Source organism: Pseudoalteromonas sp. PS5, assembly GCF_004103255.1.
Taxonomy (GTDB): domain Bacteria; phylum Pseudomonadota; class Gammaproteobacteria; order Enterobacterales; family Alteromonadaceae; genus Pseudoalteromonas; species Pseudoalteromonas peptidolytica.
Map to the genome: position 1 here is coordinate 53,715 of NZ_RCSQ01000056.1, position 22,940 is coordinate 76,654.

General features: G+C 42.9%; 17 protein-coding genes and 1 tRNA gene. 6 read left to right on the forward strand and 12 right to left on the reverse strand.

Features of this window, described 5'->3' with window-relative positions; genetic code table 11:
* Positions 1 to 6 precede the first annotated feature (6 nt).
* The 3 genes from D9603_RS07925 (at position 7) to rpoS (ending at position 3,188) form a co-directional block, all read left to right on the forward strand.
* Entirely contained in the window at positions 7 to 645 is a 639-nt protein-coding gene (locus D9603_RS07925) for a protein-L-isoaspartate(D-aspartate) O-methyltransferase (protein ID WP_128730887.1), read from the forward strand.
* A gap of 678 nt (positions 646 to 1,323) precedes the next feature.
* Positions 1,324 to 2,145 carry a peptidoglycan DD-metalloendopeptidase family protein gene (locus D9603_RS07935; protein WP_128730889.1) on the forward strand — a complete coding sequence of 274 codons (822 nt, stop codon included), beginning with the start codon at positions 1,324 to 1,326 and terminating at the stop codon, positions 2,143 to 2,145.
* A gap of 62 nt (positions 2,146 to 2,207) precedes the next feature.
* On the forward strand, positions 2,208 to 3,188 hold the full coding sequence (rpoS, locus tag D9603_RS07940) for an RNA polymerase sigma factor RpoS (RefSeq protein WP_125250571.1): 981 nt from the start codon (positions 2,208 to 2,210) through the stop codon (positions 3,186 to 3,188).
* Positions 3,189 to 3,269: 81 nt separating this feature from the next.
* On the opposite strand, the gene D9603_RS07945 is transcribed toward rpoS, so the two are convergent.
* The 3 genes from D9603_RS07945 to pepA all read right to left on the reverse strand — a co-directional run bounded on the left by D9603_RS07945 (position 3,270) and on the right by pepA (position 8,445).
* The gene (locus tag D9603_RS07945; RefSeq protein ID WP_128730890.1) at positions 3,270 to 6,119 is read right to left on the reverse strand and encodes a valine--tRNA ligase; all 2,850 of its coding nucleotides are present in this window, start codon (positions 6,117 to 6,119) and stop codon (positions 3,270 to 3,272) included.
* Between the two features lie 20 nt (positions 6,120 to 6,139).
* Complete coding sequence (locus D9603_RS07950; RefSeq protein WP_125250569.1) at positions 6,140 to 6,586, reverse strand: DNA polymerase III subunit chi; 447 nt, start codon at positions 6,584 to 6,586, stop codon at positions 6,140 to 6,142.
* 347 nt (positions 6,587 to 6,933) lie between these two features.
* Positions 6,934 to 8,445 carry a leucyl aminopeptidase gene (gene pepA / locus D9603_RS07955; protein ID WP_125250568.1) on the reverse strand — a complete coding sequence of 504 codons (1,512 nt, stop codon included), beginning with the start codon at positions 8,443 to 8,445 and terminating at the stop codon, positions 6,934 to 6,936.
* A 195-nt stretch (positions 8,446 to 8,640) separates the two neighbouring features.
* Between pepA and lptF the strand changes: the two genes are divergently transcribed.
* Positions 8,641 to 9,753, forward strand: coding sequence for an LPS export ABC transporter permease LptF (gene lptF, locus D9603_RS07960; protein WP_128730891.1), 1,113 nt, complete (start codon positions 8,641 to 8,643; stop codon positions 9,751 to 9,753).
* Positions 9,750 to 10,817, forward strand: coding sequence for an LPS export ABC transporter permease LptG (gene lptG, locus D9603_RS07965; RefSeq protein ID WP_125250566.1), 1,068 nt, complete (start codon positions 9,750 to 9,752; stop codon positions 10,815 to 10,817). Before lptF ends, lptG begins: the two co-directional genes overlap by 4 nt.
* Positions 10,818 to 10,941: 124 nt before the next feature.
* Here the strand turns inward: lptG and D9603_RS07970 are convergent, their stop codons facing one another.
* Positions 10,942 to 11,439, reverse strand: a complete 498-nt coding sequence (locus tag D9603_RS07970; RefSeq protein WP_128730892.1) for an RDD family protein — start codon at positions 11,437 to 11,439, stop codon at positions 10,942 to 10,944.
* A 317-nt stretch (positions 11,440 to 11,756) separates the two neighbouring features.
* Between D9603_RS07970 and D9603_RS07975 the strand changes: the two genes are divergently transcribed.
* Positions 11,757 to 11,841, forward strand: a tRNA-Leu gene (locus D9603_RS07975).
* A 276-nt stretch (positions 11,842 to 12,117) separates the two neighbouring features.
* Here D9603_RS07975 and D9603_RS07980 read toward each other — a convergent pair.
* The 8 genes from D9603_RS07980 to D9603_RS08015 all read right to left on the reverse strand — a co-directional run bounded on the left by D9603_RS07980 (position 12,118) and on the right by D9603_RS08015 (position 22,881).
* On the reverse strand, positions 12,118 to 13,392 hold the full coding sequence (locus D9603_RS07980; protein ID WP_125250652.1) for an O-antigen ligase family protein: 1,275 nt from the start codon (positions 13,390 to 13,392) through the stop codon (positions 12,118 to 12,120).
* 37 nt (positions 13,393 to 13,429) lie between these two features.
* Positions 13,430 to 14,821 carry a hypothetical protein gene (locus D9603_RS07985; protein ID WP_128730893.1) on the reverse strand — a complete coding sequence of 464 codons (1,392 nt, stop codon included), beginning with the start codon at positions 14,819 to 14,821 and terminating at the stop codon, positions 13,430 to 13,432.
* 12 nt (positions 14,822 to 14,833) lie between these two features.
* A complete protein-coding gene (locus D9603_RS07990) occupies positions 14,834 to 16,108 on the reverse strand; it encodes a polysaccharide biosynthesis/export family protein (RefSeq protein WP_128730894.1) in 1,275 nt (424 codons plus the stop codon).
* 308 nt (positions 16,109 to 16,416) lie between these two features.
* A complete protein-coding gene (locus D9603_RS07995; RefSeq protein ID WP_128730895.1) occupies positions 16,417 to 17,439 on the reverse strand; it encodes a glycosyltransferase family 2 protein in 1,023 nt (340 codons plus the stop codon).
* Positions 17,440 to 17,458: 19 nt separating this feature from the next.
* A complete protein-coding gene (locus D9603_RS08000; protein WP_128730896.1) occupies positions 17,459 to 18,700 on the reverse strand; it encodes an oligosaccharide flippase family protein in 1,242 nt (413 codons plus the stop codon).
* A 204-nt stretch (positions 18,701 to 18,904) separates the two neighbouring features.
* Positions 18,905 to 20,359, reverse strand: a complete 1,455-nt coding sequence (locus tag D9603_RS08005; RefSeq protein WP_128730897.1) for a sigma-54 dependent transcriptional regulator — start codon at positions 20,357 to 20,359, stop codon at positions 18,905 to 18,907.
* Positions 20,360 to 20,718: 359 nt separating this feature from the next.
* Positions 20,719 to 21,237 (reverse strand): hypothetical protein, encoded by a 519-nt coding sequence (locus D9603_RS08010; RefSeq protein ID WP_128730898.1) that lies wholly within the window; start codon positions 21,235 to 21,237, stop codon positions 20,719 to 20,721.
* 12 nt (positions 21,238 to 21,249) lie between these two features.
* Positions 21,250 to 22,881 (reverse strand): LruC domain-containing protein, encoded by a 1,632-nt coding sequence (locus tag D9603_RS08015; protein ID WP_128730899.1) that lies wholly within the window; start codon positions 22,879 to 22,881, stop codon positions 21,250 to 21,252.
* Positions 22,882 to 22,940: the final 59 nt, after the last annotated feature.

Here is a 22,940-nt window from a genome sequence, read left to right on the forward strand (position 1 = left end):
GCGCGTGTGCTGAATAATTATCAGGGCAGCGCCAATGCGCTAGTGGCGCTGTTAAAACAACAAGGAGTCGTAGACAAACAAATACTTGAGGTAATGGCAAGTACCCCAAGGCACATGTTTGTCGACGAAGTGTTGAAGCATAAATCTTATGAAAACACAGCGCTTCCTATTGGACAAGGACAAACTATTTCTCAGCCTTTTATTGTCGCAAAAATGACTGAAGTATTGAAACAAGTTGGCGTAAAGGGAAGTATATTAGAGGTTGGTACTGGCTCTGGATATCAAACAGCCATTCTTGCACAGGTTTTTGAGCAGGTATTTAGCATAGAGCGAATTAAATCATTACAGTGGCAAGCTAGAAGACGGCTTCACTTATTAGATTTATACAATGTCACAATGAAGCATGGGGATGGGTGGAAAGGTTGGCCATCAAAAGCCCCGTTTGCTGGCATTATTGTCACCGCAGCTGCACAATCGGTGCCTGATGACTTACTTGCTCAGCTACAAGACGGAGGTGCAATGATCATCCCAATCGGTGTTGAGACACAAACGTTGACTTTATTTGTTAAAAAGGGAGAGCAATATATTCGTCATGCCTTAGCGCCAGTACGCTTTGTACCTTTGGTTGCCGGTGAAGTGAGTTAGACAATAATATACAGCCGATGTCAAAAACTCTAGCTACTTATCCGAAGCTCAGGCTGTTTACTACTCAACTGAGCTTAAATTAATTTAAGCAAATAGCGTAAAGGCGGCCTTCAAATTAGATAATCTGGACTCGAGATATTGATACCAATTAGCCTTAATACTTGCACAATTTGAAGGGGGAAATCTGACGCTAACAACGTTAAAAAATTTTTATTTAGAACAACTAAATAGCAAAATTTTTGTCTGGCTTCCACGGAGGTAGCTATCGCAGCGTTAGTAGAATGCGGGAGTAGTGTTATTGACAAGATTTCCTTGCCTTAAAAAAGCAAACTTTACTAAGATAATTGATATAAATTGTTCTCTAGTAGCTGCAATCCCATACTACTGCGTTTAGCTTGTTTTCAATAGGCTAGCTATTGACGCAAAAGCTTGCCTTAGATTAAGAAGTAGTCTCAAGCCAGAGTAATAGTATACCTGTTGAGCTTAGGTCTTTAGTTGACTCGAGTCCAAGTTAAATTAAGGACAAGTTGTAGCTTTGACTTTTAGATGCTGTGAAGCTGAACTCACATAGCAACTACATAAAATATCTCTATTTTTTCCAGTAAAGTGTGAAAATACAATAAATTTAAGTTAGATTAATATGAAAGTAGTCCTTATTCATACTGGAAAATATAAGTAATGCGCAAGCCTAGGGTCATTATATCGATTTGTTTAAGCGGCTTGCTTGTTGCTTGTTCATCAAATCATACCCCAGCACCTGTTACTACATTGCATTCTGGTAAGACCACTTCGACACATAAAATTAATATAAACGGAAGTAGTTACAAAGTTAAAAAAGGCGATACTTTATTTGCAATTGCATTTAGTGCTAACAAAGATGTAAGAACGCTTGCGAAAATCAATAAAATTAAGCCTCCGTACACTATCTATCCGAATCAAATTATACGCTTAGAGTATCCAGTAAATAAGAATAAAAAGAACAATAAATATACAAAAGTAAACCGCAAGTCTCAGTCTTTAAAACAAAAAAGTAACAAAATCGCTAAAAAAGAGCTTGATAAGCCAAAACAACGAGAGTATGTTCAAAGACAAGCCACACAAAAATCTAATAGTGCCAAGGCTTTGTATAATAATAAGGTACTATGGAAATGGCCGACTGAAGGAAAGGTAACACGTCAGTTTTCAGTTAAAGAAAACGGTTACAAGGGGTTAGAAATCTCTAATAAACCTGGTACTTCAGTAAGGGCTGCTGCTGGCGGTGTAGTTGTATATGCAGGGAGCGCACTGCGAGGATACGGTAATTTAATCATTTTGAAACATACAGATGATTATCTAAGCGCCTATGCTCATAACGCTAAGTTACTCGTCAGGGAACAGCAAAAAGTTAAAGTTGGGGAAAAAATTGCCGAAATGGGTAGTACAGACGCTTCTAAGACGGCACTGAGGTTTGAGATCCGTTTTAAAGGCCAAGCTGTAAACCCGGCAAAATACTTGCCATAAAGTATGTGAGTACATCGATTAGGTCGAGTACCCGTACTTTTATTCGCTTGGGGAGAATACTTATGGCTCACACTGCAAAATTACCTACAAAATCAACTCCAGAGTTAGATAAGTTTGACGATGACAACATCGACGAACCAAAAGATGAATTGCTCGAAGATCTCGAAGATGACGAAGATGTTTTTGCCAAAGAAGAAGTGGTTAAAAACTTGGACGCTACTCAGCTTTATTTAGGTGAAATTGGATTTTCCCCTCTGCTCAGTGCAGAAGAAGAAGTGTATTTTGCACGCAAGGCACTCAGAGGCTGTGAAGCTTCACGCAAACGGATGATTGAGAGCAATTTAAGGCTAGTTGTGAAAATAGCGCGCCGTTACAACAACCGCGGCTTAGCTTTACTTGACCTGATTGAAGAGGGGAACCTGGGACTCATAAGAGCCGTAGAGAAATTTGACCCGGAACGCGGGTTTAGATTTTCTACCTATGCAACTTGGTGGATCCGCCAAACCATCGAGCGAGCGATAATGAATCAGACTCGCACTATTCGTTTACCAATCCATGTCGTAAAAGAGCTCAATGTGTATCTGCGTACAGCTCGAGAGTTGACGCAAAAGTTAGATCATGAACCCACTGCGGAAGAAATCGCTGAGTGCCTCGATAAACCAGTCGAAGAAGTCAGTAAGATGCTACGTTTGAATGAGAAGATCACCTCAGTAGATACGCCTATTGGTGGTGAAAATGACAAAGCACTGCTCGATATTATCGCGGACGAAAAGGGTGGTGGTCCAGAAACTGAAGTACAAAGCAATGATATTAATAAGCATATCGTTGACTGGCTTGGTGAACTTAATCCAAAGCAGCGAGAAGTGTTGGCAAGACGCTTTGGTCTACTTGGCTATGAACCGTCTACGCTTGAAGATGTTGGCCGCGAAATAGGCTTAACTAGAGAGCGTGTAAGACAAATCCAAGTAGAAGCACTGAGACGTTTAAAAGACATTTTACAGCACGAAGGGCTGAGCACAGACAGCTTATTTGAACAACAGTAAAATTAATTAGTATTATGAAAAAAGCCGCAATTTTGCGGCTTTTTCGATTTTATAGCTAAAAAGCTGGACAATAAAAAGCGATTATAAGCTTTCTATCTTAGCTTTTTGTTCAAGTAGCTTTGTTTTCGCATCGCTAAACTCAGCTAATTTCGCTTTTTCTTTAGCAAGTACTGCTTCAGGTGCATTGCTTACAAACTTTTCGTTTGCAAGTTTTTTCTCAACCTGAGCTAGGCCTTTTTCTGCTTTTTCAAGCTGCTTAGCAATACGCGCAAGCTCTGCTTCAACATCAATCAGGCCTGCCATTGGGATCATAATCTCAAGGTCGCCAATAAATGCAGTTGCACAAGCTGGTGCTTCGTCTTTGCTTGTGAGTAAGTCTACTGTTTCCAGTTTCGCTAATGCGCTTAAGAAAGCTTGATTTTCTTCTAGACGACGCTTGTCATCGTCGCTTGCACCAGCAAGTAACACGTTTAACGGCTTACTTGGGCTGATATCCATTTCACCACGAATATTACGGATAGCGATAATAAATTGCTTCACCCACTCAAGGTCTGCCATCGCTTGCGCATCAACTTTGCTTTCGTCAAATACAGGGAAGGCTTCAAGCATAATTGTCTTTGCTTCGACCCCAGCGATTGGTGCTACACGTTGCCAAATGGTCTCTGTGATATAAGGCATTAGTGGGTGCATCAAACGAAGTAAGCCTTCCAACACGGTAATAAGCGTATGGCGTGTACCACGCTGCTGTGCTTCATTTCCTTTAAACAGAATTGGCTTTGTTAGCTCAAGATACCAGTCGCAGAATTGGTTCCATGTGAACTCATAAATCGTATTTGCTGCAAGGTCAAAACGGTAGTTATCTAAGTGCTCAGAGAACACCTTAACCGTATTTTGGAATTGCCCTAAAATCCAACGATCGGCAAGAGAATACACTTTTTCGTTCTCATTGAAGCCACAGTCTTGTTCTTCTGTGTTCATCAATACATAACGGCTAGCATTCCAAAGCTTGTTGCAGAAGTTACGGTAACCTTCAAGACGATTCATATCCCAGTTGATATCACGTCCCGTTGACGCCATTGCTGCTAGGGTAAAGCGCAAGGCATCTGTGCCGTGTGCTTCAATACCATCGGCAAATGTTTTGCGCGTGTTTTTCTCAATTTTTGCAGCTAGTTGTGGCTGCATCATGTTGCCCGTGCGTTTAGTCACTAGGCTCTCAAGATCGATACCATCAATCATGTCTAGTGGGTCTAACACGTTACCTTTTGACTTAGACATCTTATCGCCATTTTCATCGCGAATAAGGCCAGTCACATAAACGGTCTTAAATGGAACTTGAGGTTTACCATCTTCATCTTTGATGAAGTGCATGGTCATCATGATCATGCGAGCTACCCAGAAGAAGATAATGTCGAAACCAGTAACCAAGGTATCTGAAGGGTGGAATACCTTTAGATCTTCTGTGTTTTCAGGCCAACCTAATGTTGAGAAAGTCCACAGTGCTGAAGAGAACCAAGTGTCTAATACGTCTTCATCTTGTGTAAGTACTACGCTTGCATCAAGGTTATGGTTTTGACGTACTTCTACTTCGTCACGGCCAACATATACATTACCTTCATTATCATACCAAGCTGGGATCCTGTGGCCCCACCAAAGTTGACGGGAAATACACCAGTCTTGAACATCACGCATCCAAGAAAAGTACATGTTCTCGTATTGCTTAGGTACGAATTGAATATCACCATCTTCTACCGCTTTTACCGCAGGCTCTGCAAGAGGAGCTACGCGAACATACCACTGATCGGTAAGTAGTGGCTCGATAACTACGCCAGAGCGGTCGCCGTAAGGCACAGTTAGGCTGTGGTCGTCGATTTTCTCAAGTAGACCAAGCTGCTCAAACTCGTCAATAATTAGCTTGCGCGCATCGAAACGGTCAAGGCAGTGGAAACGCTCTGGAATTGGGGCATCCATCGCTTCAAGTGGCTTACCATCAAAAGTAAAGCACTCACCCGTATTCAGAACAGCTGCGTCTTTGTTGAACACGTTGATCATTGGCAGCTCATGACGCTTACCAACTTCGTTATCGTTAAAGTCGTGTGCTGGTGTGATCTTTACGCAGCCTGTACCTTTCTCCATATCCGCATGTTCATCAGCAACGATAGGGATGCGACGGTTGACGATAGGAAGTAGAATTTCTTTGCCAATTAAGTCTTGGTAACGTTCATCATCCGGGTTTACTGCAACACCAGTGTCACCTAGCATGGTCTCTGGACGTGTGGTTGCTACGATAATGTAGTCTTTACCATCTTTAGTGGTTACGCCATCCGCAAGCGGGTAGCGCAAATTCCACATATGACCCTGTTTATCTTTGTTTTCAACTTCTAAATCAGAAATCGCAGTGTGTAATTTTGGATCCCAGTTAACAAGGCGCTTACCGCGGTAGATTAAGTCATCTTGATATAGGCGCACGAATACTTCTTTTACCGCTTCAGACAGACCATCGTCCATGGTAAAACGTTCTCTATCCCAATCTACAGATGCACCTAAACGGCGTAACTGTTTGGTGATTGTGCCACCTGATTGCTCTTTCCATTCCCAGATTTTATTGATGAATTCGTCACGGCCTAAATCATGGCGTGATTTACCTTCTTCGGCTGCAAGCTTACGCTCAACCACCATCTGAGTTGCAATACCTGCATGGTCAGTGCCCACTTGCCAAAGCGTGTTCTTGCCTTTCATACGCTGGTAGCGGATCAACGTGTCCATGATAGTGTCTTGGAACGCGTGGCCCATGTGTAGACTACCTGTGACATTCGGCGGTGGGATCATAATCGAGTATGCGTCACCATTGCCTGATGGCTTAAAGTAGCCATTTGACTCCCAGTCTTGATACAAAGACTGTTCAATATCTTGTGGATTGTAGGTTTTATCCATTACACAGAACCCTAAAAATGCTATTTCTCAATGTCTTCAGTGGAAATTGTTGCGCCAAGTGCACGAAGTTGCTTAAAGCGTTCTCGCGCGGCTTGCTTAGCGCTGGCTTCAACAGGCACAAAATCTATCACCTGCTCAAAGCGACGAATAAAGTCAGGGATGACCCGAGCCAGATTAATGAGCACGGGGCGACGAGCAGCAGGAGGCATAGTGCCAATTTCCACTGGTGCGCCGCCTTTGGGGCCTTCGCCTTGTAAGTTGTGGGGCACAAATCTGTCTGCGTCAAAACACCAAAGATGCTCATCGAATAAATGAGCGTCGTCAGTATTATCAACGTTAACAAAGATACGGTGTCCAGCTTGATATAAGCTCGCCGCAGTTTGTGCTGCCAGATCAAAATGAGCCGGAACGCTAACCCCCGGCTCATCGTTTTGTTTTAACACGTAAAAGCGCGCTTTGATAGTCATGATAATAATACCAATTGCGAGGAGTCCTGAGGTTTGCCACAGACTCCACAGCTGCTCAACATCTGTAATGTTTTTACTGTGATTGAGTAGACTAATAAAGTTAGTATGCGCGGCTTAGTTTAAAACTAAATATAGCGCCATATAAATGCACATAAATAAGGCTGTATTCTGCCATATAAAGGCAATACCATCAATCAAGAACCAAACTAAGCAGAATAAAATATAATTAAGTGGTGGGGATCGCCGACTTGGGAAATTTAAGTACTCTGTAGCCTTTGGCTATGATGGGGGAATAGGCCGTGATTTGATGTCGCGAACTTGCTTAAACAAGTTCGCGACCAAAAGTGTTAATCTTGCTGTGCATCCGTGATATTGGCGCGGTTAAGTAAATATTGCATCAGCATAGGCACAGGACGGCCCGTGGCGCCTTTGTTTTTGCCGCTACGCCATGCGGTACCCGCGATGTCTAAATGCGCCCAGTTGTATTTTTTAGTAAACTTAGATAAGAAGCATGCTGCTGTGATTGTGCCAGCTGCACGACCGCCTAAGTTAGTAAAGTCTGCAAATGGGCTTTCTAACTGCTCTTGATAATCATCCCAAAGTGGCAGTTGCCATGCTCTGTCACCACTTTGCTCAGATGCTTTGAGTAAATCATGGGCTAGCGGGTTGTGGTTAGATAACAAACCTGTAGCATGACTGCCAAGTGCGACAATGCAGGCACCAGTGAGTGTTGCAACATCTACAACCGTCTCTGGCTCGAAGGCTTCAACATACGTTAAGGCATCACATAGCACCAACCTACCCTCGGCATCCGTGTTAAGTACTTCAACGGTCTGGCCAGACATAGTTGTTAGAATGTCGCCAGGGCGATAAGCATCGCCGCTAGGCATGTTTTCACAGCCTGCTAATACACCTATGACGTTAAGTGGTAGCTGCATTTGTACTACTGCGCGCATCAAACCAAGCACGCCAGCGGCACCCCCCATGTCGTATTTCATTTCGTCCATGGCTTCTCCTGGTTTTATAGAGATGCCACCGGAGTCGAAAGTGAGCCCTTTGCCCACGAATACGATTGGTGCTTGCCCTTCATCACCACCATTATAGTGGATCACCGACATCACCGACTCGTTATGGCTGCCACGGCCAACTGCTAGGTAAGAGTGCATACCCAGCTCTTCCATTTCTTGTTCGCCAACAAGGTTTACCGTCACATTATCAAAGTCTTCAGCCAATTGTTGTGCCTGCTCACCTAAATAGCGTGGGTTACAGATATTTGGTGGCATATTTGCTACGTCTTTACACAGCTTGCTTCCCGCGGCGATCGCTAGGCCATGTTCAATCGCGCTTTCACCAATAGTTAGTTCACGGCGTGTGGGGACGTTAAACACTATTTTGCGAAGTGGGCGTCTTGCTTCGCTCTTTTTACTCTTTAATTGATTAAAGGTATATAAACAGTCTTGTGTGGTCTCAACAGCTTGGCGAACTTTCCAATAGGTGTCACGGCCTTTTACATGTTGTTCTGTTAAGAAACATACCGCTTCCATTGAGCCGGTTTCATTCAATGTATTGATGGTCTTTGAGATAATTTGTTTATATTGCTTGTCGTCTAATTCTCTTTCTTTACCACAGCCGACCAATAAAACACGTTCACTTAACACGTTAGGAACATGGTGCAGCAGTAAAACTTGCCCTGGTTTGCCTTCAAGATCACCACGTCTGAGTAAGTTGGAGATGTAGCCTTCGCTTATTTTATCCAGCTGTTCACCAATTGGTGAGAGACGGCGTGGTTCATATACACCTACAACAATACATGCACTGCGTTGTTTCTCTGGACTACCACTTTTAACGCTGAATTCCATTGCGACTCCTGAGTCTTGTTATGTCTTTTTGAACTTTTGATGTCAACACACTTTCCTACATTAAAGTCGTGATTATGCTTTAACCTTAGGTAGGATATTGCGTTACATTGACATATAATAAACTGACTAAAATAATCAGTTTACTCAATTTTTCCCACTATTCCAGTGAAACGAGACGTTTTATAGGGACGAACATTGCTTATTTTCCGCTATTTAACGGGTGAGGTACTAAAATCTCAGATTGCGGTTTTTCTCACCCTAATGACAATTTTTTTGTCACAAAAGTTTGTACTCATTCTGAGCTCTGCATCTGAAGGAGGTATACCCGGTAAGTTAGTGCTTGCTATGCTAGCCTTAAAATTGCCGCAACTGGCTGGCTACATTTTACCGCTGAGCCTCTTTCTTGGGATAATTCTTGCGTATAGTCGCATCTATGCTGACAGTGAAATGACAGTATTAAAAGCCTGCGGGGTAAGCGAATGGTATGTTGTGCGAGTGACGTTGGTGTCTAGCGCCTTTTTCGCGTTACTTGCGGCTTGCGTGAGCATGTATATAGCGCCATGGGCCAGTGAAAAAGAGTATCAGCTAAGAGAGCAGGCTGATGCCGAGTCAGGTTTATCTGCTCTTCGTGCAGGTAGGTTTCAACAAACCGGAAATGAAAAAGCGGTGGTATTTGTCCATGGGATCAGTGACCAGGGACGTGAACTAAACAAAGTATTTGTAGCACAACTCCCTGAAAAAGATTCTAATCAGGCTGCACGCTTAGTGTATGCCAAAAAAGGTGAAGTCATAGAATTAGAGACCGGTGAGCAGCAGCTGTTGCTTCATGATGGTAAACGCTACGAAACCGATGGTTTCAGTCAGGCGCTAAATAGAACTGAATTTGGTAGCTATCAAGTGCAAATTAAAGAACAAGAAATAGAGCATCAGCGTCGAAAACTAGAGGCTATTCCTAGTCTACAGTTACTAGAAATGGATACGCCTGAAGCCAAAGCACAATTTCAGTTGAGACTGTCAGTACCTATTTCTATTTTGTTGCTAACCCTGCTCGCAGTCCCATTGAGTGTGGTTAACCCAAGGCAAGGCAAATTTGCGAAATTGGTTCCTGCTATCGCATTATATTTGGGCTATTTTATCCTCCTCAATGCCGGTAAATTTTTACTAGCGGAAGAAAAAGTTCCTGCATCTGTTGGTTTATGGTGGATCCACCTATGTGTACTATTTATTGGTGTTTATTTAATCGCTAAGGGGCGGCCGTTTGGTGTTTGGGTGCGATCGGTATTTATGAAGCGGGAGACAACGGCATGATGAAGACACTAGATTGGTATCTAGGCCGAAGTATTCTGCAAACTACTGGGTTTGCACTGCTGGTATTTGTGGGTATTAATACCTTAATCAAGTTTATTGAACAGTTGCGCTCTGTGGGTCGTGGAAGCTATGACCTGCTTGGTGCGATGTTATATACCCTTTATAGCATGCCCAGTGATGTCGTGGTGTTTTTTCCTATGGCCGCATTAATAGGTGGCTTAATTGGGCTTGGCGCGTTGGCATCTAGCAGCGAACTTATTGTGATGCAGGCCGCTGGTTGGTCACGCCTGCAAATTATAATGTCAGTAATGAAGACCGCGGTGGTACTGGCGTTATTTATGATGGCTTTAGGAGAGTGGGGCGCTCCTAAGGCAGAGCAAACTGCAAAAAAGCTTAAAAATGAAGCTATCTACGGTGGTGAAGTTTACAGTGCTCAGCGTGGTGTTTGGGCTAAAGACGGGAGCAATTTCATCAACATCAGTAATGTTGAAAAAAGTGGGCAATTAAAAGACATTGCCATCTACTACTTCGACGATTCGCTAACTCTTGCAAAAATTGTGCGTGCGCAATCGGCACAAAGTACCCCGAGTGGCTGGCAATTGCAGGATGTTGAAGAAGTGCTTTTGAGTCAGCAGCAAATCACTACTCACTATTCCAAATCCATGTTGTATGAATCTGAGTTAAGTGAGGACAGGCTTGGCGTAGTCTCAGTAGAACCAGACGCGCTATCTTTTACGGGGTTATGGTCGTTTTTAGCGTATTTGAAACAAAATGAGCAAGACGCAAGTAGTTACGAGCTGGCGCTATGGCGTAAGGTGATGCAGCCGCTGACGATAGGGGTGATGCTGTTGGTCGCACTTTCTTTTATTTTTGGGCCTCTTAGAACAGTAAGCATGGGAGCCAGAATTATCATGGGGGTGATCACTGGTTTAGCATTTCATTTGAGTAATGAAATTTTTGGTCCCATCGTGATGGTGTATCAAGTGCCTCCCGTTGTTGGGGCGCTGATGCCAAGTTTATTATTCATTGGATTGGCAATACATCTACTAAAAAGACAAAATTAATACCAATTTGCTAACTTTACTCCCTTAAATTTAGTTGGTATTACCTTTTCAGCTAAAAAATATAGGCCTTCAAGTGAGGCCTATATTTTTGCACACAGAATAACGGTTATTGCTGAGCGAAACTTCAGTCCAAGCTGTTGTATACCTTTTTATTTTCTTCTTTACTTAATACGATAACTTGCGTTCCACAGAGCAAATCTTGCAGCGATCTTTTCTTCTTAAAGTCGATTAACACTAATAAATTGCCAAGCCCAAGTAGAGCACATAAGCTTCTCGCAATTGCGGTTGGCCAAGTTAATAACTCACCATTATGTGTTTGTACTTTTAAGCGCCAAGCTCGCATACCGATAGTCTGACCGCTCTTTGTCCAGAAATAAGCGAAAAATAGTACAGATACAGCCACTAGTAAGACTGTTCTTGCCGTATATAAAATTGGGGTTGCTTGGATCAAAGCAGACACATCTTCATGGCTACCTAGTGACAAGAGCCCAAATGAAATAAATCCATTAATAATAAGCAGAAATACAATAGTCGTAAGCATGGCAAATGCAATTACAACTAAGCTGTCGTATATAAGTGAAGCCAAACGGCGTGCAAAGTTCGCAGGAACGATGTTGGACATAACAACTCTCATCATTACAAGGTTGACGCGTATTCTACACATAAACGTGTAAAACGTTTACTCAATTACATTAACTAATGGCCTAGCAATACGTTACCTTTATCATTTTTACAGCAATAAAGTTGACGTTTGGCTGAAATCTAGCATCTTGTGTGCAAATAACAAGCAGTTAACGCGATATTGCAAAAAAATTACTTGCCGTTCTGTATCGCCTTTGTATAATGCAAAGCATAGAGACGAAGGCAAATAAAAAAAGCCCAAGCTCAAAGTGGTTTTTCTTTATTTTCTCTTGTTTTAGAAGATGAAAGAAAAATTATGCCAGTGTGATGGAATTGGTAGACATGACGGATTCAAAATCCGTTGCCTTCGGGCGTGGCGGTTCAAGTCCGCCCACTGGTACCACTTTTTATAACCCTTGCTTTTTAGCAAGGGTTTTTTTATGCCTCGAATTTGTGTATTGAAAATAGTGGTGTCGGACTTGGTCGCCACGCGGGTGGCGCTAATACAAATTCAGAGTCCGCCTACTGGTGCCACTTTTTATAACCCTTGCTTTTTAGCAAGGTTTTTTTTATGCCTCGAATTTGTGCATTGAAAATAGCGGTGTCGGACTCACAGCAAGTGGATAGCGCCACGCAGGTTGCGCAAATATGAGTTTAGCGTTGACTGTGTGGCTAAGTGTTAGCCCGTATCGCGTTCTGAAAATGCGAAGCCAAACCATAATAACGCAGGCCAGAATAGATAAGATAAAATTTCTAAATTTTCGAAAAAGCTGTAGCAGATTAGTACAGTGAGCAAGCAAAACGCAATTTGCGAGGTTTTTGAGGTTTGTGCGTGCCATAAAAAATAAAGCGCTGATATAATCATCGGAATAGCCAGTGCGAATGCACCGACTAACCCTTTAACAAATAGCAGTCCGTACCAACTATGATGCGACCCTATCGGCATAAACTCAACCATCTTAGGCCCTCTTTCAACAATGCCATGCCCCCAAATCGGTGCTTCGGCCTGCCAGCGTTGGATAGCAATATTGGCAAGCGCCTGTCTGACTCGGGTAGAGCCTGGTCTTTGTTGCTTTATGGCTTCATAAGAGTCCATGATGGCGTTATAAATAGGTTCTCCCAAGAGTAAGATGGTCGGCACAATAACTCCAAGGCAGATAAGGAGCCATGGCTCTTTTAGTTTGTCACTAAAAATCACAAGTGGAAAAAGCATAATAAAAATAGCTATGCCGGCTCTTGATTGAGACAACAGTAACATAGCCCAGCACCCTGCAATTGCCCAGCGGCGTATTCGTGTGTTTTTTTCTTGTAAACAGAATACTAAATACGTACATGCCATAAAGCCAGCAGCAGGTGCCCATGGGGTGAAAAAGCGCCAACGTCCAGCCCCTGTTTCGGGGTTGATACCATAAAAACTCACCATAAAGAAACTTTCGCCTGGGCCTCCTATCACTTTTAACGGAGACAAAAATATATCTCCGGGTAATCTGACAATGTAAAAAGCAAGAGAAACTAGCGCAAAGATAAAAGTATGAATCGCAATAATACAAACGCCACGGACAACAACTTCTTTACGGATCTGTGCAAGATTTGCAATCAATGGGAAAATTGCCAGTAGTGCCCAGCCTTTCATCCACCCTATTGACGATTTTATTGTTTGTGGCAGCCCGAGAGACCATTCACTATGTGCCATTAGTAAGGCTACAAGCATGACTAACATAGCGATGAGCCAGAGCCAAACCATGAACGAAATGGGAGTATATTTGCGATGTGTCTGGACATACATACGCAGCATTATAACAAATGCGATTATCCACCCGATTACTGAACCCATCACGTATAGCATACCCAATAAAAACATCGGGTAGGTAAGAACAAGCCCAGCCCACACCAGCATCTCTTCGGTACTGATGAAGCGCTTGTCCTGCCCTGGCAAGGCGGCTTTCATTAACATCGTTAGCTCCTTGATTTATTGTCCTGATTAGCTGCGTCTACTCTGGTTTTTGCAAAATAGCTGACACTATCTCTCTGCGCTTGTTCACCATGAGCATACCCATTGTTAGGAAGATCATTGCAGCTAATGCTGCTGCTATCGCAATACTTTTTTTCGGACTTGTCGAATTGATTGCAAGTGAAGGCGGTGTCATTAATTGGATAACCGGGTATGATGCAAATACGTCCGCTTTGCTCGCCTCTAAGCGGGCTGCTGCTGAAGTAAATACGGCTTCAGCTAAGTCAAACTCTCTTTCTAGCCGATCTAATTCAGCGGCTTCACGTGCATATATTTTGATTTTCTCACTCAATAATTGTGCTGAATTTTCGAGTTCAGAGCGCTTGGCTTCGATGCCTTTTTTGGCAGCAAAAGCGCTAATAAGATCAGCAAATAGTTGCGCTCTGTTTGGATTGCTCTCAAGATCCATTGTTTGAAAAGCATGTGCTGCATGTGGACCTATCAAACCTTCTGAGCGTGCTCGAAGGGCTTGTTTTGATTGCTCAAACCTGGCCCGTTCTGCTTTTACTTTCGGATGTCCTTCATCCCAGCGAGAGCGGTATTCACTTAACTGTGATGAGGACTCAGTGAGTTCAGATAAATAAGCTCTAAACTCACCATCGGACTGCAAAGCGAAGGCCTGTCCTGCCATTGACGGTGAAACACCAAGGTCAACGCTTAATTGCGTGACATAATATTCGGAGCGGCCAATCTCTGCTTTTGTTATAACAATTTGTTCTTTGAGGTTAGCAAGGGTGGCAATATGTTGTGTTAGCTGGTCTTTGGATACAAGTAAGGAGCGCTGTTGGAAGTCTGTAATATTATTTCTGGCAATGTTAAGGCGTTCTCGGTATTGATCTAACACAGCTTTAATGCTCTCGTCTCTGCGAGATACTTCATCAGCTCTTAAAAATTTAAGTTGCTCCTGTAGCGCGTCGAATAATGCCCATGCTTTTTGCTCTGCCAGCTTGGCTGACGAGGCGCTTATCTCAACATTTAGAATTGAGGTTTGTTCGGTAAGTCTAACCTTTGGGCGACCAAAACTTTTCAGGTCCATGTTGAGTGACATTGCTGCGCTTTCAAGTAAGTTTCTGCTCATCAACATTTCTTTGTAATTGACTCTAGGGTTGTAGCCCTTTCCAAAAGGAGCGCTGGTGGATGAGACGACTTGACCTACTTCATCTAGCGATACATTACTATTTGCACCTGTACCGGGTAAAACCATATCTAAATCACTGCTGTATTTTGGGGGCTGTTGTAAATAGAACAAAACCAGCAGCATGATCACGCAATAGCTGATCAGACAAGTCACCAGATATGGTCTTCGTAATGTGCGATAGATTGATGCTCTAAAGCGACTATATGGAGTCGTAGTTTGTAAGTGGTTACTCATAACAAGTCCCCCTTAATTTAGAGCCGAAAACGGCGCGATTAAGTCAAGTAGTGTACCCGCGATGTCTCTAAGGTTAGTAACATCAGAGTCGTAGCAAGCAATGGCATCATTTGGCATGACATAGGGGTTAATTAAATCCCGATATGGCATTCTCATTAACTGTTCAACAGAGCGCTCTATTACTTGAGTTTGACCTGTAATTGGGTTATTGCTCACCAACGCCACACGTCGAGGGGCATTAGTGTAGGCTTTGCCACCAACACAGTTTGCAGAGATAGCAGCTTGAAGTAAACGCGTTCCATAGGGTAGGTTGCTAGAAAAACGTCCAATAGCTGCATTGGAGTTGCTCATTGCTGAGTCAATTAAATTTGACATAAACACCCTGAATCCTTTTGGTGTTATTTGTGACGGTCTAACTAAGTGCGGTTGAAAGCAACCAGTACTTGGCACTATCACTTGATCGCCAGCAATCAACGCATAATCTTTAACAGGTTGACCGGTTAGTATGCCGCTGAGGTCAGCTTCAATCTGCCAGCCTTGTCTGATTAGTATCACTTGATCAAGCTTTGCGTCAGGACGGATCCCAGCCGCAGCTCGGATAGCTTCAGACAGCAAGCGTTGGTTAGAATAATCACCAGAGGCACCAATGCGCTCTTCCATTACTTGCTCCGGTAAAGCAGAGTTAATAGTCACTCTTCCTGGTTGAAAAACAGCACCGGACACAGGTACTTCTATCGCTGCCCAATTTAACACTTTAACGCTGACATCAATGGTATAAGCTTTAAATATTTTTGCTTTCGTTAGGGTCAACTCTAATTTTTGTGCTAACTGGTGACTAGTTAAGCCCGACGCTTTTACTGCGCCTGCGACCGGCAAGAAAATGGAACCCGTAGTATCGAGAATATAACGGCCGTTAAAGCCCTCACCATACTCCATACTCAGTTCTATCAAGTCTCCAGGGCTTAAGGGGAGAGACTCTGATGAAAGTGAAGTGGTGATGGCATGTAGCATTTGTTTTGAGTCAGGTAAGAGTAATGGTTTGTCGACACGAAAATTAGTGGGGGCGGCGAATTGTTGTGCATCAACACAATCAATATTAGTGGCAAACACGGAACTTACGGCTTGGTGTTTGATTGCTTTACCTGTAGCGTTTGGATAGCCATAAAACTGCATATCGTCATCTTCAAGCTCCACTAATGCAGCGTTGTTAGCGCATCCCAGTAATATCCCACTCACAAGGGTAACTGTAAGTATCTTTATCCATGTGGCTTTATGTACATGTTTCATAGTGGGCTCCTTGTGGATGCGTTCACTTTGGTTGTTGCATTAATTAGACCAAGTTAATGGCTTGATGCAATCAAAACCCAGTTGTATTACCATTATGTTGTTACTTCACCATTTTATATTAAATAAAAACAATAACTTATTAGTAGTTTGCTGCTAAAGGTTATGTGTAGTGTGCCTTTACGAGTTGCAACTAAGCTGCTGCGCTGAGAAGCCCACTTTTACTTCTATATTAGTAACTATATGCGGCATTTTGAGATTTGCATTGCAAAATGAAAAAGGCCAGCTGAGCTGGCCATAAGGTCGAGGGCTTATGCGGTAGTGCGTTTTTGTAATAGTCCGATGGTGCGCATCGTTAGTCGCTCAATGGTGGAATAGACTTTATTGGGCAAAATGCACAGCAGTGAGCAACACCAGGTTAATGTAGTTCTGGTTGGTTCTTCTGTGAGTATTCTCCAGTTAGTCCAAATCGCTTGATGAATAAGTTTTAATGCTTGGAATTTATTCCGTGACTGCAATGCTCGGCGGCTGAGATATCTAAGTTGATAGGCCTGAGCCAAAGAACCAAACTGCTCAAAAAACCAAGCATGTTTTTTACTATTTTTATTTATAGCGTACTGCCAGCTTTTGAATTGATTTGTTAAATTAGCAGACAAACCAGATGCGTTTACACGATAAAAAGTCAGTGGTTCTTCAATACCTTCAAATTTCCATTGAGTGTTTAGTGCTATGCGCAGCCATGTCTCGATATCTTCTGACTGTTTTAAATTTTCATCGAAATACTGGCGCCAGCTTCGTTTTCCGTCATTAAATGCGATCTGGCTAAGTACATCTTTTCTAATGACAGGCGCAGAACCATTGCCGATAGGATTTCTACATAGTATGGTTTTAGCATTGATGTGCTTAAGTGATGGAAATTGTCCAATACCTAATGGTTTGCTCTGCTCATCGACAAATAAAGAAGGGCAGTAGCTAACCCCTAACTCATAATCACGATCTAAGTGATATACATGCTTTTCAAGCTTTCTAGGATCCCAAAAGTCATCAGCATCAAGAAACGCAATATATTTACCACGTGCAACACGGATCCCAGTATTTCTAGCCCCGGAAAGTCCTCTATTTGGTTGGCGGACAATTTTGATCCGTGCGTCTTTATAGTCAGTCAAATAGTTCAATGTGTTGTCTGTACAGCCATCATCGACACAAATAACTTCAAAATTCTTAAAGGTTTGATTCAGCACCGAGCAGATACACTCATCAATATATTTTTCGACGTTGAACATCGGGATAATGACACTTACTTTTGGATACACCTTATTTTTTGAACTTTTCATAGTACTCTCCGATAAGATTTTAAGCTGGATCAGGCTGTAGATATCTTGATGTGATATCAGCCAAAGGAAATAGAAGCCAAACTATGCTGCCGCCTAATAAGGTAACAGCAAGTTGAACGGGTGAACTGGGCATGACAATTGCGACGCTAAGTAGCGATACGACTAATGCAAACACGCAAAAGTGGCAATCTCGCTTGTACTGTGCTTCGCTTCTTAGCACTGTGGTGTAGGTGTCGACCCATACTGAGCTTACCGCCACAAGACACAGTAACGATGTGGTATCAAAACTGCTTTGCCATTGTGACGAAAATAAAATTGGCACGTATACTGGCACTGCTAGGGCTTGAATCATAAATATGCTTGATACTGCAAACGTTGTTATAAAAATAAGCTTTTGACTATTGTGGTCGCTGTTGTTTTGCAGTGCACGGCGGCATATAAACGGATATAGCGCGCTGGTGTAGGCTTGACTAATCGACATCGCCAGCCCAATTCCTGCGCTTTTTGCAAAACTGTAGATCCCAAATAACTCCGGCGTTAATAACCGTGCTGCGATAAAGGTATCCATGTTTATTCTTAAAGACCGCAAGATTTCGCTGATGGCGAGTTGCGATGAGGACTTAAGTAATAAACGAAAGGTGTCTTTGTGATAACTCAGTTTGTGTGAAAGGCAAGGTACGAACGAAAAACACGCGAGCCACAGAAGGGCGAAACACCACTTGGCTATGACTACAGCCATCATGTGCGCATCAAAATAGAGAGCAACAGCAATAGTGACATTTTCAACAATAATGCACGCGCTACTTATTAGGCTAAATAAGCCCATTCTGTTGCTACGTTGAAGAAGAAAAACGCGGGTACTTACTGCGGGAAAGGCAAGATATGTGAGTGCCATTAAAGCAACTAAAGCGAATATATCATGCTCTGGAAAAGCCCATTGTGCACTCCATCCTATGGCAATTTGAATGAGACACAGCGACGTACAAAGCAGCCATTGTATCAACAAACCATTTCCTAAAAATAATGGGAGCGATTCATCCGAGGCGCGAATTATTTGCACGCCAGCGCCAGAGCGAAGAAGTAATCTAAGTACTTCATGGATGGTGAGAGCAAGCATCACTGCACCATACTCTGTGGGGGTGAAATACACCGCCATGGCCATGATGCTAAAAAGTCGAGAACCTTTTGCAACGATTTCAGCACCAACCAAATATGAGGTGTTGGATACAAGAATACTTGATGTGCTTTTTGGATTACTCATAGCAGGCGGCCTCTAGAAACTATGGGTATACATTTCCAAGAAGCATGCCAAATAGAGGTTAGATAGTAATTTTGCTTATTCTATTGATTTTTATTGGTTTTTATTTTTTTTCAGGACGGTGAAGCAAATTTGGAGAGGAAAATCGCACTTTGCGAATTTTATCTTTTGCAAAGTGCAATTCATTTTACGTGTACTAAATTAATGCTATGAAGTCGCCTCTGACCATTGTTGTATCTTTCTATATAAGGTAGAGGGGCTAACTTCTAATAGGCTCGCTGCTTTTACGACATTGTCATCACATAAAAGCAATGCTTGTTCAATGGCAACACGTTCAACTTCCGCTAAGGGTGCTACGTTTTTACTCTCTTTTTGAATGCTAGTGGAATCTTGTCCTATCGGTGGAATGTCAGCAGCCTTTGGGTTCAGTTCGGTTTTAGTAACCAAGGGGGTTGGGGTATCACCAGGAAGGTGCGCTTGAACAACATCATAATCTATTAATGGCCCGTCTGACATCACAACAATGCTATGCACAAAGTTTTCTAGTTGGCGCACGTTTCCTGGCCAGTCAAACTGTAATATGAGTTGCTCTGCACGGTCAGAGAACCCAACAAAAATTTTATTCTCTAATTCGCTAAATCGTTGTAAAAAGTGTTGTGCCAGTAGTAAGACATCCCGCCCCCTATCATGCAGTGGCGGTAAATCGATAGAAATAACATTGAGTCGATAATATAAATCTTCCCTTAGGTGATTATCTGCAATAGCTTGATAGGGATCTCTGTTGGTAGCACAAACAAAGCGCACATCGACTTTTTCAGTTTTTGCACTGCCCACTTTTTGAAACGAACCAGTTTGCACAAAACGTAAAATTTTAGCCTGTAAAGCAATATCCATTTCTCCTAATTCATCAAGAAACAGAGTACCACCATCGGCCTCGGAAGCTGCGCCATCACGATTGGCAATTGCACCAGAGAAGGCGCCTTTGATATGGCCAAATATTTCAGATTCCATAAGATCTTTAGGGATCGCGGCGCAGTTCAAGCATATAAAAGGCTCATTACTGCGTTCACTTGAGTGGTGAATGGCCTCTGCTGCAAGTTCTTTACCCGTACCGCTTGGTCCCGTGATGAATACATTTGCTCTACTTGGTCCTGCTTTTTCTATTGCTCTATATACGGTTTGCATGGCGATAGAATCACCAATAAAGCGATGAAACCCTGCGCGGTATTCGCTTTTGTAGCGTGCGAGGCTAGAGCGCAGCATATTGCGCTCGGCAATCAGCATCTTAGTCTGTAACGCCTGTTCTATCGTTAATTTAATGCTATCAACTTCGAATGGCTTTTGCAGGTAGCCCCAGACTTTTCCTTGGTTAATGGCATGGATCAGCCCGTCTAAATCCGTAAATGCAGTAAGCATAATTCGTAAGGTATCGGGGTATCGCTCAGCTACTTTGCCAAGGAACTCTATCCCCGACATATTGGGCATCATTTTATCGGAGATAACGACATCAATTGGACGTTCCTCAAGTAGTGCAAGCCCTTCCTCACCACTGTTTGCAGTAAGAACTTCGTATGGCTCGTCTCTTAACGCCCTGATCAGGGAGCGAAGTATAAGCGGCTCATCATCTACAAATAGTAGCGTAATATTGTGTATTGGCTCCATTAATCTCTCACTACTTTGGCTTTCCTGTAACTTATTTATAGCAGTTCAACGGCTATCTAATCAAAAAGAAGTGCTGTTTAATTAAACATATTTGATTATTGTTTATCTAAACCGAAAAAGCTGCACTTCTAATCCAGAAGCGCAGCTGTCATCGGGGCGAGGGCTTATTGGCCAGAGTTTTGCAGAATTAACGCGGTTCTGGTGACCGTCTTCTGTGCCAAATCACGTTAACACTATGCTCTTCGGTCAACTAGTGATGTATAACTTCATCAAGTTATCCCCAAAGCGCCACTACTGAGCAATAAGTTGATGAGAGCTTTAACACAATGCGTTACCTCATTCTTAACCTCCGTCGTTTATCAGTAAAACTGATGGCTAATCGTTGATTGCTTTTCTACTGGCACTAGCAAGTGATTGTTCTCCAACATACCATCAACACTGATCAACAGGGTCTTATAGTGAGAAGGAATGTCAAGGTTAAGGCCGAGCTGTCCTGCCGAGTTAAATCGGGTGGTTGCAAGTAGCGCCTTTTCTACTAATGCTTGCTCATCGTACTGACTTACGCGGTTTTTTAACGCATACACTTTCACTGTTTTAGTCGCTAAAGAAGCACCAAAAACGTCATTGCCACTTAAGTCCAACGTCACAGCGCTACTAGTTTTGAAGGCAAACTTAGGTTTGACATGAAGTTGCTTGGATGTGGCAGCAGTCGAACTTAGCAGCATAGGATCCGGCTCATACTGGTTGGTTTTAATTTGAGAAACAGGTTGAGATGCTGTTTTCATCTCAGTTTCGTTGTTTGTATCGCCGTCACTGCATCCAAGTAGTGCCAAGCTTACGAGCATAAATAATTTTGTCTGTTGGTTATGTATTTTCATCACAGCCTCCGATTACTGTTCACTATACGTATGTGTTGTTCTTTCGTTGGTGAGATACCAATCTTGTGCCTGTTCACCATTGCTCTCGACCCACTGCTCATAGTCTGGATAAGCCCAAACAACATCAATATATTCTCTTGGGTAATTCCAGTCTTCACTGATCATTAATCCCCAAGATAGGTTTTCAGCTGTTCTAAAGTAGCGACCACTGGCAGCATCTGAGGTATCATCTTTTCTACCAAGTCGACTATCGTCAAATAAGTCAGTTGGTGGATAATCAGCCATATGTACTTCCCACGAGCGATCCCAACTGCGATATAAGAAAAAGTCGAAGTCTGCCAAAGCCAAAGCGGAAATGCTGTAGTCGAACTTTACATCTAGTGTAAATGGTACTGGGCTGAAGTTGTCACAGCTCATGACCGTGTTAAAGTGGGAGCAACTGCCTGATTGTCCAGTTGTCGTAAACACATGAGTATTGCGCCAAAGTGTAATAACTGCATTTGATTGATATTCTTCTGCGCGTTTTTCATAAGTTTGCCCATCTATTTGGATACTTGCTTCTCCAATTAAACCTGGTTCAGAGTCCATCAACCTCAACCCGAACCCGTTATTGTTAGCCGCACCTCTGGCTGTTATAAAACCATTTAAAATAAAGCCACTTACTTGGTTATCTGCGTCATAGGTGATCCGAATTTGCTGTTTGACCACTAAATCATTGAGGTCATGGTCGCCACGATTCGGCCAATTATCTTCAAAAGCGAAGGTTGCTATACCCGATTCTGATGGGAAATACTGGCTGGATACACGATCATAATCGTTTGGAAATTCATCTTGGTCATCAGGCACGCCATCTGCATCGCTGTCGTTCGACTCCGGCATGGGGTTTAGATTTGTGGCAGCAATAGCACTAGCGGGAGAGCTTTTCACACTGAACAGAGCGTCGTTAAAGTCGTTGTCACCCCATGTTCTTGGTAAGTCTTCAAAGCCTATTACGACTTCATCCTGCTCCTCGTCATAGAGTAAGACACAGTGCTGCTTGAGAGACTCATCAGCTTCTGGATTTAAGTTAGATAAGGAGTAGTAGTAGGGAACCCTGAATGGTTTAACTCCAGTGTAATACCAAAAGCCATTAGCAGCGATAAAAAAGCCAATACTAGTACCGGCAGGAAACTCACCAATACTTACCCGGTGTCCATTGGTTAAATGTGGATAGCTGAGGTTGGGAAAGACGATGGTTTCTTGCACTTCTTCCGGTGACTGTGGTGGATTCTCTGGGTCAAACGTAAAGTAGCCGAATGAGTTTTTGTAACCAGCGCCTTCGTGAATGAATGTGATAAATACTTCTGCATCCTCAGATAGGTGGATTGTTGAACCTTGGTCGCCAGTGATAAAAGCCTCGTTTACTCGACTTTCAGGGAGTGCATTGGCGATCCGCTGAAAAAATTCTGGCGTGTATTCCCCGCGGTTGTAGGTAAGTTGATCAGGCTTTCCGGTGTTTTGGTTATAGCCTAGTGGCCAAGATTGGCCAGAGTTGAATTGCCATACGTAGTTACCACCTTGCTGCTCTACTGAAAGAGATGCTGTGCTCACACATAGTGTGCTTGCAACAAACAACGACTGCGGTAATAAAGACCTATTTTTCATAATTGCCTCCGTGGGCATGAATGGAGATACGACTCACAACGCAGTTATCATGCCAAAAT

What these genes read in the sequence shown, in the direction of transcription:
- D9603_RS08005 (WP_128730897.1), bottom strand. Translation starts at nt 20,359, where the DNA reads ATGGAGCCAATACACAATATTACGCTACTATTTGTAGATGATGAGCCG.
- D9603_RS08015 (WP_128730899.1), bottom strand. Translation starts at nt 22,881, where the DNA reads ATGAAAAATAGGTCTTTATTACCGCAGTCGTTGTTTGTTGCAAGCACA.
- D9603_RS07945 (WP_128730890.1), bottom strand. Translation starts at nt 6,119, where the DNA reads ATGGATAAAACCTACAATCCACAAGATATTGAACAGTCTTTGTATCAA.
- rpoS (WP_125250571.1), top strand. Translation starts at nt 2,208, where the DNA reads ATGGCTCACACTGCAAAATTACCTACAAAATCAACTCCAGAGTTAGAT.
- D9603_RS07995 (WP_128730895.1), bottom strand. Translation starts at nt 17,439, where the DNA reads ATGAAAAGTTCAAAAAATAAGGTGTATCCAAAAGTAAGTGTCATTATC.
- D9603_RS07980 (WP_125250652.1), bottom strand. Translation starts at nt 13,392, where the DNA reads ATGTTAATGAAAGCCGCCTTGCCAGGGCAGGACAAGCGCTTCATCAGT.
- D9603_RS07985 (WP_128730893.1), bottom strand. Translation starts at nt 14,821, where the DNA reads ATGAGTAACCACTTACAAACTACGACTCCATATAGTCGCTTTAGAGCA.
- D9603_RS08000 (WP_128730896.1), bottom strand. Translation starts at nt 18,700, where the DNA reads ATGAGTAATCCAAAAAGCACATCAAGTATTCTTGTATCCAACACCTCA.
- D9603_RS07990 (WP_128730894.1), bottom strand. Translation starts at nt 16,108, where the DNA reads ATGAAACATGTACATAAAGCCACATGGATAAAGATACTTACAGTTACC.
- lptG (WP_125250566.1), top strand. Translation starts at nt 9,750, where the DNA reads ATGATGAAGACACTAGATTGGTATCTAGGCCGAAGTATTCTGCAAACT.
- D9603_RS07950 (WP_125250569.1), bottom strand. Translation starts at nt 6,586, where the DNA reads ATGACTATCAAAGCGCGCTTTTACGTGTTAAAACAAAACGATGAGCCG.
- pepA (WP_125250568.1), bottom strand. Translation starts at nt 8,445, where the DNA reads ATGGAATTCAGCGTTAAAAGTGGTAGTCCAGAGAAACAACGCAGTGCA.
- D9603_RS08010 (WP_128730898.1), bottom strand. Translation starts at nt 21,237, where the DNA reads ATGAAAATACATAACCAACAGACAAAATTATTTATGCTCGTAAGCTTG.
- D9603_RS07935 (WP_128730889.1), top strand. Translation starts at nt 1,324, where the DNA reads ATGCGCAAGCCTAGGGTCATTATATCGATTTGTTTAAGCGGCTTGCTT.
- D9603_RS07970 (WP_128730892.1), bottom strand. Translation starts at nt 11,439, where the DNA reads ATGTCCAACATCGTTCCTGCGAACTTTGCACGCCGTTTGGCTTCACTT.